The 15957-nt window shown below is 46.4% G+C and carries 13 protein-coding genes; 1 reads left to right on the top strand and 12 read right to left on the bottom strand.

Annotated elements, in window-relative coordinates; all coding sequences use genetic code 11:
• Positions 1 to 9: 9 nt before the first annotated feature.
• From WQ57_RS19995 to WQ57_RS19975, 6 genes are all read right to left on the bottom strand, one after another.
• Positions 10 to 1950 carry a TOMM precursor leader peptide-binding protein gene (locus WQ57_RS19995; RefSeq protein WP_046525541.1) on the bottom strand — a complete coding sequence of 647 codons (1941 nt, stop codon included), beginning with the start codon at positions 1948 to 1950 and terminating at the stop codon, positions 10 to 12.
• Complete coding sequence (locus tag WQ57_RS19990; RefSeq protein WP_046525540.1) at positions 1947 to 3824, bottom strand: putative thiazole-containing bacteriocin maturation protein; 1878 nt, start codon at positions 3822 to 3824, stop codon at positions 1947 to 1949. Before WQ57_RS19990 ends, WQ57_RS19995 begins: the two co-directional genes overlap by 4 nt.
• Positions 3825 to 4017: 193 nt before the next feature.
• Entirely contained in the window at positions 4018 to 4317 is a 300-nt protein-coding gene (locus WQ57_RS26310; protein WP_084820334.1) for a heterocycloanthracin/sonorensin family bacteriocin, read from the bottom strand.
• 270 nt (positions 4318 to 4587) lie between these two features.
• Positions 4588 to 4941 (bottom strand): hypothetical protein, encoded by a 354-nt coding sequence (locus WQ57_RS19985; protein WP_046525539.1) that lies wholly within the window; start codon positions 4939 to 4941, stop codon positions 4588 to 4590.
• A gap of 258 nt (positions 4942 to 5199) precedes the next feature.
• The gene (locus tag WQ57_RS19980; protein WP_046525538.1) at positions 5200 to 6009 is read right to left on the bottom strand and encodes an alpha/beta hydrolase; all 810 of its coding nucleotides are present in this window, start codon (positions 6007 to 6009) and stop codon (positions 5200 to 5202) included.
• A 203-nt stretch (positions 6010 to 6212) separates the two neighbouring features.
• The gene (locus WQ57_RS19975; protein ID WP_046525537.1) at positions 6213 to 6836 is read right to left on the bottom strand and encodes an acetate uptake transporter; all 624 of its coding nucleotides are present in this window, start codon (positions 6834 to 6836) and stop codon (positions 6213 to 6215) included.
• Between the two features lie 198 nt (positions 6837 to 7034).
• Here WQ57_RS19975 and WQ57_RS26770 point away from each other — a divergent pair, with 198 nt between their 5' ends.
• Positions 7035 to 7187 (top strand): hypothetical protein, encoded by a 153-nt coding sequence (locus WQ57_RS26770; protein WP_156183189.1) that lies wholly within the window; start codon positions 7035 to 7037, stop codon positions 7185 to 7187.
• 160 nt (positions 7188 to 7347) lie between these two features.
• Here WQ57_RS26770 and WQ57_RS19970 read toward each other — a convergent pair whose 3' ends face one another.
• From WQ57_RS19970 to WQ57_RS19945, 6 genes are all read right to left on the bottom strand, one after another.
• Positions 7348 to 8781, bottom strand: a complete 1434-nt coding sequence (locus tag WQ57_RS19970) for an aldehyde dehydrogenase family protein (RefSeq protein WP_046525536.1) — start codon at positions 8779 to 8781, stop codon at positions 7348 to 7350.
• A gap of 19 nt (positions 8782 to 8800) precedes the next feature.
• Complete coding sequence (locus tag WQ57_RS19965; RefSeq protein ID WP_046525535.1) at positions 8801 to 10438, bottom strand: acetolactate synthase large subunit; 1638 nt, start codon at positions 10436 to 10438, stop codon at positions 8801 to 8803.
• A 388-nt stretch (positions 10439 to 10826) separates the two neighbouring features.
• Positions 10827 to 12629, bottom strand: coding sequence for a glycoside hydrolase family 2 protein (locus WQ57_RS19960; RefSeq protein ID WP_046525534.1), 1803 nt, complete (start codon positions 12627 to 12629; stop codon positions 10827 to 10829).
• 36 nt (positions 12630 to 12665) lie between these two features.
• Positions 12666 to 13487, bottom strand: coding sequence for a carbohydrate ABC transporter permease (locus WQ57_RS19955; RefSeq protein WP_046525533.1), 822 nt, complete (start codon positions 13485 to 13487; stop codon positions 12666 to 12668).
• 7 nt (positions 13488 to 13494) lie between these two features.
• Complete coding sequence (locus tag WQ57_RS19950) at positions 13495 to 14385, bottom strand: carbohydrate ABC transporter permease (RefSeq protein WP_046525532.1); 891 nt, start codon at positions 14383 to 14385, stop codon at positions 13495 to 13497.
• 116 nt (positions 14386 to 14501) lie between these two features.
• Positions 14502 to 15773: an ABC transporter substrate-binding protein gene (locus WQ57_RS19945; RefSeq protein WP_052948836.1), complete on the bottom strand. Its 1272-nt coding sequence runs from the start codon at positions 15771 to 15773 to the stop codon at positions 14502 to 14504.
• Positions 15774 to 15957: the final 184 nt, after the last annotated feature.

The raw sequence follows: 15957 nt of genomic DNA, 5'->3' as shown, positions 1-15957 counted from the left end.
CTTGTCTGATTATGGAAATGGATGTGGATGCCGGTTAAGCTGTTCCATTGTCAAAGGCTGCTTTGTATACCCTAGCTGCATCGGTACCTCCAGCACTCTCTGCAATCCTGTCACTCTTGTCAAATGATGGCCGAATGTCATCGGCAGCATTCCTGGAATGAGCACTTTTACGCAATGCAATCCATTCACTTTTAATTCTGGGGACGTCTGGTCCACCACAATCACATCCATGCCGCAAAGCTTGATTTTCTGAAGCACAGCTTGAAGATCGTCCTTCAAATCATCGTGTACAGGTTTCCATTTAAACTCTTCATCAAAAGGACGCAAAGGCCGATCTTCGTTTAACAAAAATTGCAGCCGTTCCTCTGCCTGCGGCAAACCATAAAGCAGGCTATGGTCATCCATCTTCCGCACCAGGCTGGCATCCTGGTACATCCTTATACACTCCTCCCTGCTGTTCTCGAATTTGTCATCCAGGGTCAGCATCATAGCCGCCATCTCGTGAATGGTGCTTTTCACTGCTCTTACTGGATCCAGATGGGCTCCCGCCGCACAAATCAGGTTTAATCCCCTTTGCTTTTTATTTTTTGCCAAGGCCCAGACGCTGGGAATGCCATGGTCCATCGTCGCATTGTAAAAATGGAGGTCATATCCCCCTACAGCTTCCACACGCTGAATCATTAAATTCAATTCCTCATCGTTGGCCGAATAAGGATCCAAGCGAGTAAGTGGCAGCTGGGCATACCAGGTAAGCAGGAACGAATCACGCTCCACAACTTCCATGATGCCGTAAAAAATCGCTTCTTCCAAACTGCCTCCCAAAGCACACCCATTGGACGTTTCATATACAAATCCATGGCCGCAGCCCAAACTGTAGTATGCCAGGAGCTCGGGAACCAAAATCGGGCGTTCTTCCACTAGCGAATAGCCCCATACCCAACTTATTGGCATGTCAGGTTTAAACTCTTTAAATGGAAATCCAGGGCTTTCATATTGTTCCTTGGCATGCACCCCAGCGGCTGAAGGGTGAAGAGCCTGATCTTTGAGATTGTTATAGCTGTCATGGACCACTGTCCTTTTTCCATGGGGCGATATTCCGCATGCCCGTTCCAACCCTTCGAGAATCGCCGTCAGTTCGCTTGCCGCATAGGAATGGGTCCGGCCTGCGACTCCCTCATCACCGGCGAATAAAGGCAGGTTGACGCCGACATCGGCAAATGGCGGAACAAGATCGTACATCTTTTCATTAAAAAGACCAGTACGGTAATCCAAATAATCTTTTATCAGTACATTTTTAAGGTCTTCCATGGAACGGCAACGGTAGCTTCCCTGGATTTTGGGACTGGATTTTAATGAAATCACAGCCGCTTCCGGGGAATCATCAGGCAAGGTACTGCAAACATGGCATAATGGATCAGGCAAAATGGAATGCCAGGAGCCATTAAGCGTTTTAAGGTTAAGCAAAAACATGCGGCCCTGTGACAGAGCTTCCTTTCCTTGAAGAATCATTTTTACCTCACTTAAAATTACCTGGACCAACTGGGCAATTGCTATGCGGGATGCCCATGCGTCAGATTCCTTCCTCTCCTCCTCCGACAGCATGTGCTGGATCCTCCACATCTCTTGCCGGTCCCGTCCTGCCATAAGTTTTCTGGTGTCTCCGCACTGCGAGCACCCTTGTGTCTCCATCCGTACAAGCGGCCCGACCACCCCTTCGCCAAAGGAAACAAATCCACGGAGCCATGGAATCCGGGTTCTTCGCAGGATTTCTTCAGCTTTTAGATGGTAGGCAGGGTTCCAGGCATCATGCAGGACGAGGACAATAGCTGCCTGTTCAGGGATATTCGCTTCCACTTCAGGATAAGAAAACACTGTGTACTGTGCCGACAGGTCTTCTTTTGCCATTTCCGCCAGCCTGCCTTCTCCCATTATCACTACAAGCGGATTCACAAGTCCCCCTCCTCTCCCAGCAGCACTCCATAAATTTTGACTATCTCTTTTTTCAAAACATGGCCCATGTCAAATTCCAGGAGTGAAAGGCGCTTTCCAACTTCCGCTAATCTTTCGATGGCGGTCTGAAGGATTTCATCTTCTGATGTCAGTGCTGGAATCACCCGGCTTATTGGCGCCCTGTGTTCATCAAGCTGCACTCGCACAGCTGCCGCTTCGTTCAAAAACGCTGCTTTCAGCGCATTTTGAAGGGCCTGAGCCGGATGCAATCCTGTACCAGGATGCCATCGCTCCTTGCTGCGCACAAAAAATACAGGGAATCCTGCCACTTCCTTTCCGAGGGCGATATCTGGCGTACCATTCATGGTTGACAAGGCTTGCAGATAAAACCTGCAGCAATCGTCTTCCACCTCAGCGAGCTGCAATCTTGAGGCAGCATTTTCATGATTACGCAATTGCCTGCCCAGTTCTGCTTCCAGGCATTTTTGCAGGCCGCGGCATACGGCTTCCTGTATGTTCTCTCCTGCTCCAATGCCAACAGCTCCCTTATAGGATGGATACAGCAAATCCAGCAGCTGATCCACATACATTTCAATACCTGTTAATCCTGCTGCCTTGCGGGCCTTTTCATGGGTCAATTCTGCGCATACCTTGCTTGGCAGCAGCTTCGCCGGTCCTTCCGAGAGCGGGTCTGCGACTTGAACACGGCACTGCGAAAGCGGAAGCTGCTCGAGTTCTTCTTCCGCCAATACACGGAAAACTCCGCATTCTGAAGATGCCAGCTGGCTCAAATACAAGATCAGGCCTCCCTGCTCATTGTGTCCCAGGTTTTTCTTCAGTTCCTCTTCCGCATTTTTTACCAAATGGACTTGAGGGCGCTGAGCCACAAGCGGATGCGGCAGGAACATTTGCCATTTGCCCTCGAGTGTTTCGGGGTTCAACAGGTAAAATAGAGGAACCATTTCTGCGTCTTCAGCCCGGCCAAGATGCTTAAATAACTCAAATACAATAATATTTGACAGCATCGCTCCTGCAGTGGCGGGATTATTGTAAGAATCATTGTCTGGAAAAACGGTTTCGTGCAGGCTGCGCCAGGCGGATTCCCAGCATCCATCAGAGTCTGGATGGACGATTGGCCCGGCAAGGCCCCTCTGTTTATGGAAAAAAGCCGGCAGGAACAGCTTTCTCTCTGCCCGGCACGCCCTATGGAGCGAACGCAATTCCTCCAGGTTTCCTTGCGGCGCAACATATAAAATGCAATCAAACCCCTGTATAATCTCTTGCCAGGAATGACCCTTGAGGGTTAGCTCCTCGACTGAAGCCTCAGGGTCGGTTTTGCGCGCATGCTTCACCAGTTCCTGTATACGCTTCGTGTCTGTCGCCATTGCGGGGGTTAAAAGCATGTTGAACCTGGGCAGGCCAGATTGCAGCAGAGCGGAAACCAGCGAAACGAACATGGAACCAGAACCAATGGCCAGCACCTTGGTTTGGCGGTAACGTTGAAAACGGTAAGCTGGAGAGTCGCCAAAACTCTCCAAAAACTCAATCTGCGATTCATACTGTTCAACAATGTGCTGGCTTAGCTGATGCGGGCTGTCACTGCTGATGTCTCGGACAAATCCATTTGCATGCAATACCCCTGCAATTTCATATACACGATTTTTATATGGGCCAGGCAGTCCCTTGGTCAAATACTCCAGTGTATGCTTGCCATCGAACATTGGCATCAGCTTGGAAACCCACTGGTCGATTCCTTGCCCTTTCATATGGAATGAGCTTATGTTATTGCGAAAATAAACACCGCTGTTTGAATCAGGGAGAAAAAATGTATCTCTTTTGACTTTTAGAAGCATAGAAGGTTTTAGATTTGACATATCGCACCTCTTTATTTTGCTTTGGCAGCAGTGGGGATTTCCCAGTAAAGCGTGCCTGATACCCCCGGCTGTTTTGATGCAAATCTTCATTATCATCCTATGTGCTTCAATTTGTCTCATATGTCAAAGGATAAAATGGAAAAGCCTCTGCAGTAGATACAGAGGCCCATCCTTTTTTATATTTTTTCGAGGTTTAACGACCTCCGCAGCGACCGCCACAGCGTCCTCCGCAACGTCCTCCGCAACGTCCGCCACAACGTCCACCACAACGTCCGCCACAGCTGAAACAGTTAAAAAAACAGTTAAAGCAACTGAAAAAACAGCTAAAGCAGGTAAAGCAGCTGGAGCATCTGAAGCAGTTAAAACATGAGAAAATTAATCCAATCTGCCTCTGCTGATCATCATAATATTGGGTATAGTCCCAGGGAACCGCATTGGTTGCTTGGAAATCACCAAGGCTCAAATTCTGTAGCTCATCGTGGAAATTATTCATTCACCATACCTCCGTCTCTGTAATACAAAGGGCCATGACACAAGGAAACAGGGAATTGCAGATAAGAGAACTCACCCCGATTGCTCTCTTTCACAAAGTATGAAATCTGCTTGGGTGTTGTTACTGGTTCAAAGACCCAATTTTTCAGCATCGGTCTAAGACCAAACAAAAAAGACCCACCCTGATAAAAGAGTCAGGCTAAGTCTTTGGTTTCGCTATCAAATACATACAGGATTTCACGAGTGTAGGACCAAGAATGTAAATGGCTGGCTACTCCATCTGTTTAAACCCGTCCTGCAAAATCTGGAGCATCCCCTTGCTTGAAGCAGTAAGGAGTTTGTCTTTTGGAACAGGCCGCTTTTCTTCCTTCCTTGATTCAATGCCGTTCCGGTAAACATACTTTCTTCGAAGGATCCCCTTTTTTTGATTGTAATAAAGGACAAACCTTTTCAGATTGGATTTAAGGTCGGTATTTTTCCAAGTGATATAAAATGCAGGCTGGTCCTCCCATTCTTCAACTGAAATCATGGAATAAAGCAGGCTTAACTGCAAAATGTTAAATTCGTTGCTAAAAACCTTTACGTCCGTTTCCAAGGTTACTTTTGGCGTATCGATCGCCGGCAAGCATTCTTCAGCTGCGCCGAACTGCTTAAGCTCTTCCAGTAGTTGAATAAAGGTCGTGATTTAAATCCTCTCCCCGCTTTACAGCATGATCCTGCCGCTATTTGGTTGTTAGGTAATATAATTTGATAGGTGTAGTTTTTACCTTATACCCTTTGATTATAGCAGAACTGTTTTCCTCGTTTTAAAAAATATATGGAAATAAAAAGCGCATGGTTTCCATTTACCATGCGCTTTTTGCAAACAATAATCTGCCCGGTTCTATAGACCGTTTATCCATCGGCCTGCCATCTCAATCCAGTTGGCTACCTCAGGCTGGACGCTCCGGTCATTATTTTTGCCTCGCGTTTCTTCTGTTCCTAATGCCAGGCCATGAGCACCCCGAGGATAAATATGCATTTCAAGTGGAATCTTCTGCTTCAAAAGAGCATTTGCGAACAAAAAGCTGTTCTCAACAGGAACGGGTTCGTCAGTAAATGTGTGCCAAAGGAAGGTTGGCGGTGTGTCCTTGGATACCTGCTTTTCGAGCGAAACCTTTTCAAGGAGCTGCACATCATCTTTTCCGACTAGCGCGTCAAACGATCCCCTGTGGGAATGCTCGCCTGAGGTGATTACCGGGTAGCTTAGCAAAAGGCCATTAGGTTTAATGACATCGGCTGACACTCCAAGTTTTTCTGATAGAAACCCTTCATTCCAGAATACCCCCAGGCTTGCTGCCAAATGTCCGCCTGCGGAAAACCCGGCCGCGATGATTCTGTTATTATCCACATTCCATTTTTTCGCATTTTCCCGTACCAGCGCTACCGCTGAAGCCAGCTCCATTATCGAAGTTGGAAATACAGCTGGAGCGACACTGTATCGCAATACACAGGCATGGATACCCATCGCATTCAGCTTGATGGCAATCGGTTCTGCCTCCCTGTCCGAGGTGAATTCATAGCCGCCTCCGGGACAGATGATGACCGCTGGGCGTTTTCGTTCGCTGTCCATTTGCGGGGAATTGGACAAAAAATAAGTATAAAGCCTGGCCTGGGAATTCTCTGTGTTTATATCGATTACTTCGTGAATCATAACTTCTCCTCGCCTTCTAATGTATAGCCTATCTATTATCTTCGCTTGATGTACTATTTACCTTAGAATACCAGCATGGCCCAAAATCAGCCACTATGAGCATCATACACCTGACAAAACCCTTCAACCCATTAAAGCAAAAAACGGTGCCTGACCCCCAGCGCTTTAAAGCGCTGGGGGTCAGGCACCGTTACTCTTTCCACTTACTTTATTTTCTTATAAATGCCGAATGGCTTACCGATGGGCAGGACAATTTTTTTGAAATGAGTGTTGAGCACAATGGCTGCTGAACCATAGAAGGATAGAAGGGCTATGCCCAGCTCTGCGACGGCTGCCATCATATGTGTGACTTCATAAAATATATCAAATGAACTGAGGGCCAGGCCAATGAACAGGAAATCAATCAAGACAAAGATAAGAAACAACACTTTATGTGTTTCCATTGCTCCAATCGTCATAAACAGGCTGAAAATCAGATATCCGATAAAGGCAAAACCCAGCTGCTTTGGGTCCGCGTCAGCGGCAAGCTTCTCTCCGAACGCTCCCAGCTGAATCAGCCAGGACATTCCGACTCCGAACCAAAAAAGTCCGAACGCTCCAAAAGCGGTTGTTCCGAATATATTATTATGCCTGGCATCCAGCACAGACGCAAAAAGCTGGGCAATGCCGCCCAGGAAAAACGCCCATGGCAAAATGAAAGAAACGCCGTCTGTCAGGCCCAATTTCTGTGATGATGCAACCAATGTGACCATCGCCAAGCCAAACAAACCTAGTGCGGATGGATCTGCTGTAGTAATTTTCACTTGTGTATAATTCTGAGTCTCCATGTTTTCCTCCTAAAAAGACATACCTATGTACTTTAAAGGATAAAAGAACCAGTGTCAACAACCCTTCAAAAGTCCAAAAACATACAATTATTTGAACAAGGCGCATAAGTTTACATAACATAATTATAGAAAACCTTTAAAAAATGAGATATAAAAAATCCCCCTCCTTGCATATATATACCCAAGGAGGGGTTTCATATGTTTGGACTTTGGGCAACTATTACAGGATTTTCCATTCTCTTCTTTGCAATGGTTTACTTCTTCTTACTGACAATAAAAGGGGCGGTCGACAGCGATGATGCATACCGGGTTGATCCTCAGCCAGAAAAAGATCCTGATAATTGCGCTTAGACCCATTTAAGCTATTATATTTCCACCAACAGCTCTGCTGCAAGAGACCGGGCCAGGAACTGCGTAACATAGCGAATAATTAGAAAGGCTGCCCAGGATGGCAGCCTTCTTTCGATAAATATCCAAAAAGTATTTTCCTTATAAAATGGCGCAACCAATCTCATCCTTGAAACTTAAGGCCGATAAACTTCATTTCCGTCATTTCTTCAATGGCATATTTGACACCTTCCCTGCCAATTCCACTCTGTTTGACTCCTCCATACGGGTAGTTATCCTGCCTATAGGTGGCCGATTCATTGATCCAGATACCTCCTGACTCCAATGCGTCCGCTACCCGGAATGCCCGGTCAATATCCTTGGTAAAGAGTCCAGCCTGAAGGCCGAAGATGGAATCATTGGCGTTTTCCACCGCTTCTTCCTCCTGCTTGAACGGAATCACCGATACAAGCGGAGCAAAGGCTTCATCTCTAACCACCTTCATGTCCTTGTTCACATTGGTAATAATGGCAGGAGACAGGATCGTCCCGCTGAGGTCGCCGCCGGTTTCGATGGTCGCCCCCTGCTGCCTCGCTTCTTCAATCCAGTCTTTGGCCCTTTTCGCCGCATCCTCGTCAATCATCGGGCCAATGTCGGTTTCTTCCTCCCGGGGATCCCCAATTTTCAGTTTGTTTGCTGCTTCAATATATTTCTTCAGGAACGTATCATAAATGGTTTCCTGTACATAGATTCTCTGAGTCGAAACACAAACCTGGCCGGAATAGGCAAACGCTCCGGTGATCAGGCTGTCTACTGCCTGGTCCAGATCCGCATCTTCAAAAACAAGATTAGGAGAATTGGAGCCAAGCTCCATGGTGACCTTTTTGAGCCCAGCGCCATTACGAATGATTTTTCCGACCGCCAGACTGCCCGTAAACGTAATTTTCGGAACATCTTCATGCTTGACGAGGGCATCTCCTGCGGTTTCTCCTTTTCCAAGCACAAGATTGAGAACGCCATCCGGAAGTCCCGCTTCCTGAAAAAGCTTTACCAGCATGTAGGCGGACAACGGGGTTTTCTCAGCTGGTTTATAAATAACAGTATTTCCTGCTGCGATGGCTGGGGCAATTTTATGAAGCGATAAATTTAAAGGAAAATTAAACGGTGTGATGGCTCCAACCACCCCAACAGGTATCCTTTTGACAAAACCCATTCTGTTTTCCCCGCGTAAAGCCGCATCCATCGGCAAAACTTCTCCCGTCATATGCTTAGATAATTCACTTGAAAAATGGAGAATTTGAATGGATCGTTGAATTTCGCCCCGGCTATACTTGATTGGCTTGCCTGCTTCTGCGACAATGACTTCTGCAAACTCCTCCGCCTTTTCCTCAAGGATTCGGGCCGCTTTTAAAAGTATCTTGCCTCTTTCATGGGCAGGCATCTTTTTCATCGTTGTTTCGAAGATCTCCAAGCTGTTCCCGATGGCTTCTTGCATATCCTTTCTGTCCGAAAGGGCCATTTCGGCTACAGTCTCGCCGTTATAAGGATTTCGAACCAGCATCATTTCCCTTTGATCTTCAATTCTCTCCTCACCATTAATAATGGAACCGATTCTCATGGTTCTTCCTCCTTTCGTTTTAACAGAGCAGTTTCCCAAGTCTTTCGGTCAGTTTTGTGTTTTCACTATAGTCTACTGGACAGTCAATCAAGACAGGCTTGTTCAAGTCAATCGCTTCCTGTAAAGCGTCTTTTAATTGTCCGCCTTCCCTGATGCCAATTGCTTCAAATCCGTAAGACTTGGCCAGCTGGATAAAATCGGGATTGCCGAATTTGACATTCGATGCTCGCTTGAATTCATTCAGCTGCTTCCATTCAATCAGGCCGTATCCTTCATCTCTCCATAAAAGGATGACGATTGGAAGCTTTAACCTCACGGCCGTTTCCAGGTCGGCACTCGACATTTGAAACGCTCCGTCTCCACAAACGGCAACAACATTTTTTTCTGGGTGGACCATCTTGGCAGCAATCGCCCCCGGTACCGCAATGCCCATCGAAGCGAGTCCGTTTGAGATCAGGCATGTATTCGGTTCATATGCATGGTACATTCTAGCCATCCACATTTTATGGGCGCCAACATCGGAGATAACGATGTCCTCTTCCCTCATCACGGACCGTAAGTCGGAAATGATTTTCTGCGGTTTTACCGGGAAGCTTTCGTCCCCGGAAAAAGCATCCGATTCCTGAAGTGCCTGTTCTCTTACATGGCTAACCCAGTCATTATTCCGCTTGGCGGCAGACATGGCACTTTCCAATTGCTTCAGGTTTTCTGCCAGGTCGCCAATGACACTGTGCTCAACGGGATAATGGGCGTCCGTTTCTGCTTCCCTGGTATCAACATGTAAAACAGGAGTCTGACCCCCAGGATTCCAGTTTTTAGGCGGGTATTCGGCCATGTCAAACCCAACAGCAATAATCAGGTCGGCCTCCTCGAATCCACAGCTGATATAATCCTTGCCGCTTAACCCTGCCGTCAACAGACTTAAGTCATTTCTCCACGAAATAGCGCCTTTGCCCATAAAGGTATGAACGACAGGAATGTCCACCTTTTCAACAAGCTTACGGAGACTTCCTTCTGCATGCCCCCTTTCCACTCCCATACCTGCAAGGATGAGCGGGTGTTTCGCCTTTTCAATCATTGTTGCTGCTTCCTTGATGACGCGCTCGCCAGCCTCGAATTTAGTCGGCTTCCTGACCTCGATCGGTGTTGCGTCCACATCTTGCGCTGCAATATCCTCGGGAAGGTCGATATGAGCAGCTCCCGGCTTTTCTCCTTTGGCAACTTCAAACGCTTTCCGTACCACCTCGGGAATGATTTCCGCTTTTTTTACTTGTGTATTCCATTTTGTGACCGGCTCGTAGACCGAAACCAGGTCATAGTATTGGTGAGAGATTTTATGCTGGCGGTCCAAACCCGCCTGTCCGGTGATTGCGACAATTGGACTGTGGTCCATATTGGCGTTGGCCACTCCTGTTAACAGGTTTGTTGCACCAGGCCCAAGCGTCGCTAAGCACACGCCAGGTTTCCCTGTCAGCCGGCCGTAAGTCCCCGCCATAAAAGCGGCATTAGCCTCATGTCTGGTAACAATAAACTCAATTTCAGAGTCCAGAAGGGCATCCATGATATCGAGGTTTTCCTCCCCGGGAACCCCAAAGATATACTCTACCCCCTCCTGTTCAAGGCATTTGATCAATAGTTGAGCTGCTTTCACCTTCATCACTCCTTTTCCTGAGTCACTGGCCAAAACAAATCATCTTCTTTTGAACTATTCCACTTGAATTTATTTCTAAACGAACTTCTCCTCGGGCTGTACCGGTTAAACCACTCCCCGGAAAGAATCTTATGATGGCGCTCCAGCTTTCATTAATCCGAACAACCCGCTCTATATACATCAGGAAATATATTTAATGAACCGCATTAGCTATTATATAAATAAAACAGCAAAGGCACTTTCCTTTTTTAGGAAAGTGCCTTAATTAAAGGGGGGAAAAGGGAGGTAACCTTTTCATTTCTTATTTTAACTTGAAATTATGAACAAACTGTTAACAAAGAATGAAAAGATAGAAATACAATGTTCCCTTTCTCTTTTGCTGGCAGCACCATGTTTAACCCTTTACGATTTCCGAGTGCCACATATCATTGATTTGCTTGATTACGTCTAAGTCGCATTTCGGTTCACGGTTATAGGTTAACAAGCCGTTGATTTCCTGCTCCACATCGGTCAATTGAGTATAGCAGAATCCATGAAGAGCTTTAGAGCTGTATACTGCTTCCATGATCCGTTTGTAATCATCGATGAACTCGTCGACTTCACTTACAGAGGTATAACCCCAGCCGGCATCTTCCCCAATTTTAAAGCCAATACCTCCAAACTCGGTCAATAGGATCGGCTCTCCCTGGTGTTCAAAGCCATTTGCATAAATTTTACGCCTTGCAGGCTGGGAAGCAAGAAGGCTCTCCTTAGTAGCCAGAGATTCTTTAAACTCCTCATATTTGGCTGTTTCATCCTTGTTTCCATGACTATAATTATGGATGGCACAAATATCCGACTTTGTCAGTTCCCAGCCATCATTGGAGATGACAAGGCGGGTAGGATCGAGCGAATGAACCAAGTGGTACATCGCCAATGAATGGTGCTGTTCCTGTTTATTGGCACGTACCCCGGGGATTCCCCAGCTCTCATTCAATGGGACCCAGGCAACGATGGATGGATGATTGTAATCACGTTCGATAATTTCAATCCATTCGCGCATCAGCCTTGCAGCCGCATCCTCACTATAGGAAGCAGAAGCGGCGCACTCTCCCCATACGAGGAAGCCAAGCCGGTCCGCCCAATATAGGAAACGGGGATCTTCAACTTTTTGATGCTTGCGGCAGCCATTGAAGCCCATCTTTTTCGATAGTTCAATATCCTTCTTTAGGTCCTCGTCTGTGGGGGCTGTCAATAACCCCTGCGGCCAATACCCCTGGTCCAGGACGAGCTTTTGATAATAAGGCTTGTTATTTAAATAAACCATTCCGTTTTCCCGGTGGATTTTCCGCATCCCAAAGTAGGAATCAATTTCATCAAGAATGGCCGTATCGTCATTTAGAACCAGCTTTACATCAAACAGGTTAGGATTCTCTGGGGTCCAATTCCAGCCATCATGGTGGAAGCCGGTTCTGAAGATTTTCCGGTTATACAAATTGATGGATCGTTTATTGAATGGCTCCAGCACTTCAATCGAGTCCCTTGCGACCAGTTCGTCTTTAAACCGGATCTCGATTCCAGCTCTTTTTCCCTCATATTCACCAGCAACTTCAAAGTCGATGCCTATTTCGCCCTGATCCACATTGGGAGTAAACCGGACTTTGGAAAAATGGACAGGATTTACTGCCTCCAGCCAGACGGTCTGCCAAATGCCTGTTGTTCTCGTATACCAGATGGAATCGGACTTTTGGACCCAGAATTGTTTCCCCCGCGGAATCGTTTCATCCGTTGATGGATCCTCGACCCTTACGACAAGGGATTCGGTGTCTCCTGTCAAGTAATCGGTAATATCAAAGGTGAATGAAACATGTCCGCCTTCATGAAATCCTGCCAGATGCCCATTGACATAAACCCAGGCGCGGTAATCAACAGCACCGAAATGGAGAATCGTACGCTTCTCATTCCAGCTCCCAGGCACCTCGAACTCCCGGCGGTACCATACCATATCATGGAAGCTTTGATCATTAATCCCGCTTAGCTCCGTTTGATAAGCAAAGGGAACATTGATTTTCTTCACAGGTTCAGGAAACTGGCTGAACCATTTTTCCTTTTTCCCTTTCTTTTTATCATCAAAGGAAAAATCCCATTCCCCGTTTAAATTGACCCAATCCTTCCGCACCAGCTGCGGTCTTGGATATTCGTTTCTTGGTGTATTCACTGAAATCCCCGCCCTCTAATTCAAATTCTCAAATTCTTATTTAATTCCTGTTTGCGTTACCCCTTTAATGAACGAACGCTGGCCGATAATAAAGAGAAGAACAGCCGGAATCGTGGCAATCGATGTTAACGCCATCAGCTTCCCTGGAGAAGAGACAAAGCTTCCCTGCTGCATGACCGCTATCCCTGTGGTAATCGTTCGCATTTCCGGCGAAGTTGTTGTGACTAGAGGCCATAGGAAGTCATTGTAGATTCCCATGAACGTAAAAATCGCCAAAGTCCAAATGGTCGGTTTTGCAGATGGTAGTACCACTTTGGTAAACACTTGCCATTTGTTCGCCCCATCCAAATGGGCAGCCTCTTCCAAAGATTTTGGAAACCCTCTGAAGTATTGGTAAAGCAGGAAGACGCCAAATGCGTTCGCTGTATATGGCAAAATCAGCACCGCATATGTATCAAGCAATCCAAATTGATTGAACTCCATATATAAAGGCAGGAACGTAATCACCCATGGAATCATCAATGAACCTATAAACATGCTGATTAGCACCTTTTTAAACGGCACATCCAGGCGAGCAAGTCCGTAGGCTGCCAGTGTATCTACGACGACAACAAGCAATGTACCAGTTATGCCCACAAACAGCGAGTTGGACATCCAGCGAAGAACAGGTACATCTGCCAAACTATAAAGATAGTTTTCGAACGTGAATTCCTGCGGCAGCCATTGGATTCCGCTCGTTATGGCTTCAAAGTCATTTTTAAAGGAAGTGGCCAGCATCCAAAACAGCGGCACTAAAAATAACAAGGCAATAATAGAGGCTAAAGCGATCCGGAAGAGCTTCCCTGCTTTGCTGTCCATGCTACATCTACTCCTTCTCTTTCGTTAATTTAAACTGCACAACCGAGATGATGATCATAATCAAGGCCATCAAAAGCGACATAGCGGCAGATGTACCGAGCTGTCTCTGTTCAAACGCCTCATCTACTATGTTCATCAAGAGCACCTTCGTAGAATCGCCAGGGCCCCCTCTTGTCATCAAGTATGGCTGTCCGTATACGTTAAACGAAGCAATCGTGGAGGTAATCAGCACGAAGAGCATCACCGGGCGGATGCTTGGCAGGGTGACGTGGATCAGACGCTGCCAGCGATTGGCCCCATCAAGTGCACTTGCTTCATATAACTCTTCTGATACATCGTTTAATGCATTGATTAAAATCACCATATTAAAACCGATCGTCCACCAAACGGTTGCTATCACAAGCGAAACCCAAGCCCATGGCATATTGGTCAGCCAAGGAATTCCCTGCAGCCCAAGCTTCATTAAGTACTGGTTAATCAAGCCGCTGTTTGTATCCAAAACCCACAGCCAGATAATCGCTACGACTGAAACAGATACAGAGTATGATAGAAAATAGGTGGTCCGGAAAAAGCCTTTGAATCTATCAGGCAGGCTGTTCACCAACAAGGCAAGTGCCAGGCCTACCACCACTAATATGGGAACACTGTAAATGACAAATTGGAATGTATTCAGCAATCCGTCAAAAAAGAGGCCGTTCAAGTAAGAGTCAGGATTGAAGATTTTTTGATAGTTTCCTAAACCGACAAATTCATGTTCCGGTGACAGCAGGTCCCAGTTATGCATACTGATCCAGATTCCATAAATAATCGGTATCAGCAAGAAAATGGTGAAGAAGAATAAGTATGGCAAAACAAATAAACTTGATGTAAACGCTGATTTCCAATTTCTTTTTTTCATTTTCCTCTCCGTCCTTTTTAGAGGAATACGTACAGTTCCCCAAAGAATCATTCCATTTTGAAAAAATAAGGGGCAGGCAGGCCGGCAAATTTCTCCGCTCCTGACTCCCCCGTCTTTTATTCCATTCTTTGCTCTGCTTTTTTCACTGCATCATCAAGCGCTTTTTGAGGATCTTTTTGGCCGAGCAGCGCAAGGTTCACTTCCGACCATAATGGTTCTGATACTTGCCCCCAATTTGAAATTCGCGGAGAGAACACAGCATATTCAAACTGCTTGGCGACCTGAGGCTGCTGCTTCATTTCGTTGAACTCTTCGCTCTCATACACGGCTTTCGATGCTGGTGCCATTCCGGATTTTGCCCACTCCATGGCGTTTCCAGCGACATATTTAAGGAAATCCTGTGCTGCTGCTATTTTCTTTTCATCCTCCAAGGAAGCCGGGATAACAAAATTATGGGAGTTCCCAAATACGGCCTGCTGCTCCGTTCCCAGCTGCGGAACAGGGGCAACGCCATAGTTCAGCTTTGCTGTCTCCCACTGTTCCATCATCCATGGTCCATTTAGGTGCATGGCGTTTTTGCCTTGCAGAAATAGCGTAACTTCCCCATCCTGCTGGACATTTTCCGGTGAAACCTTTTCTTCTGCTACAAGCCCTCTCAGGAAGCTTAAGGCTTCGACCGCTTCAGGGCTGTTGTAATTGACTTTCCCATCCTTGATTAATTCGCCGCCGTTCTGCGCTACTACGGTTGGGAATATGAATTGCTGCGGCCACAGGGTAGGAACCACAAATCCATATTGGCCACTGGACGCATTGGTCAATTGTTTAGCCATCTGGACGAATTCTTCCCTGTTGACCGGCGGCTTTTCAGGGTCAAGGCCCGCCGCCTTGAACATGTCCTTGTTCCAGTAGAACATCAATGGGTGAATATCCAAGGGAATTCCATATTGTTTCCCGTTAATTTGTCCGCCTTCCCAGGCTGTTTGCGAATAGTCTTCCCGGGTGATTTCTGCCTCTGCCGTTATTTCAGTCACATCTTTTAACAGGTTTTTATCCACATAGGTTGGGATTTGGTCCCCATGCATAATCAGCAAATCGGCATTATTTTTTTGTCCTGAGAAACCAAGGTCAACTGTTTTGTAATACTCTGATTGCGGTACAATCTGAAAGTCGACACTGTACTCCTCCTGTGACTGGTTATAGCTGTCGACGATTTCCTTCATGCGGGGGCCGTCCGGGCCTGAGAACGGAGCCCAGAAAGTGATGTGGCCTTCAGTGCCTTGGCCTCCGCTTCCGCCCTCTTTGGAAGTGGATTCCCCGCCGCTGCATCCTGCTAACGTTCCAGCTGTCAGTGCTGCAGCCATGAAAGCTCCCAGCCATTTTCTCTTCATAAATATTTCCTCCTTTTACTATTAATAAGGCATCTTCATGAGTGAAATAACGAATAATGAAAAAGCATTGTGAAACGCTTTCATTAACTTTAAAGCTATTATTACATAAAAATATATAATTTATCAATAGTTTTTGTAATAAAAATAATTGAAATAAAAAAACACTTCCTTGAGGAAGTGTTTA

This window comes from Mesobacillus campisalis, assembly GCF_000986785.1.
Lineage (GTDB): Bacteria > Bacillota > Bacilli > Bacillales > Cytobacillaceae > Mesobacillus_B > Mesobacillus_B campisalis.
This window is presented reverse-complemented; position numbering and strand designations above follow the sequence as displayed.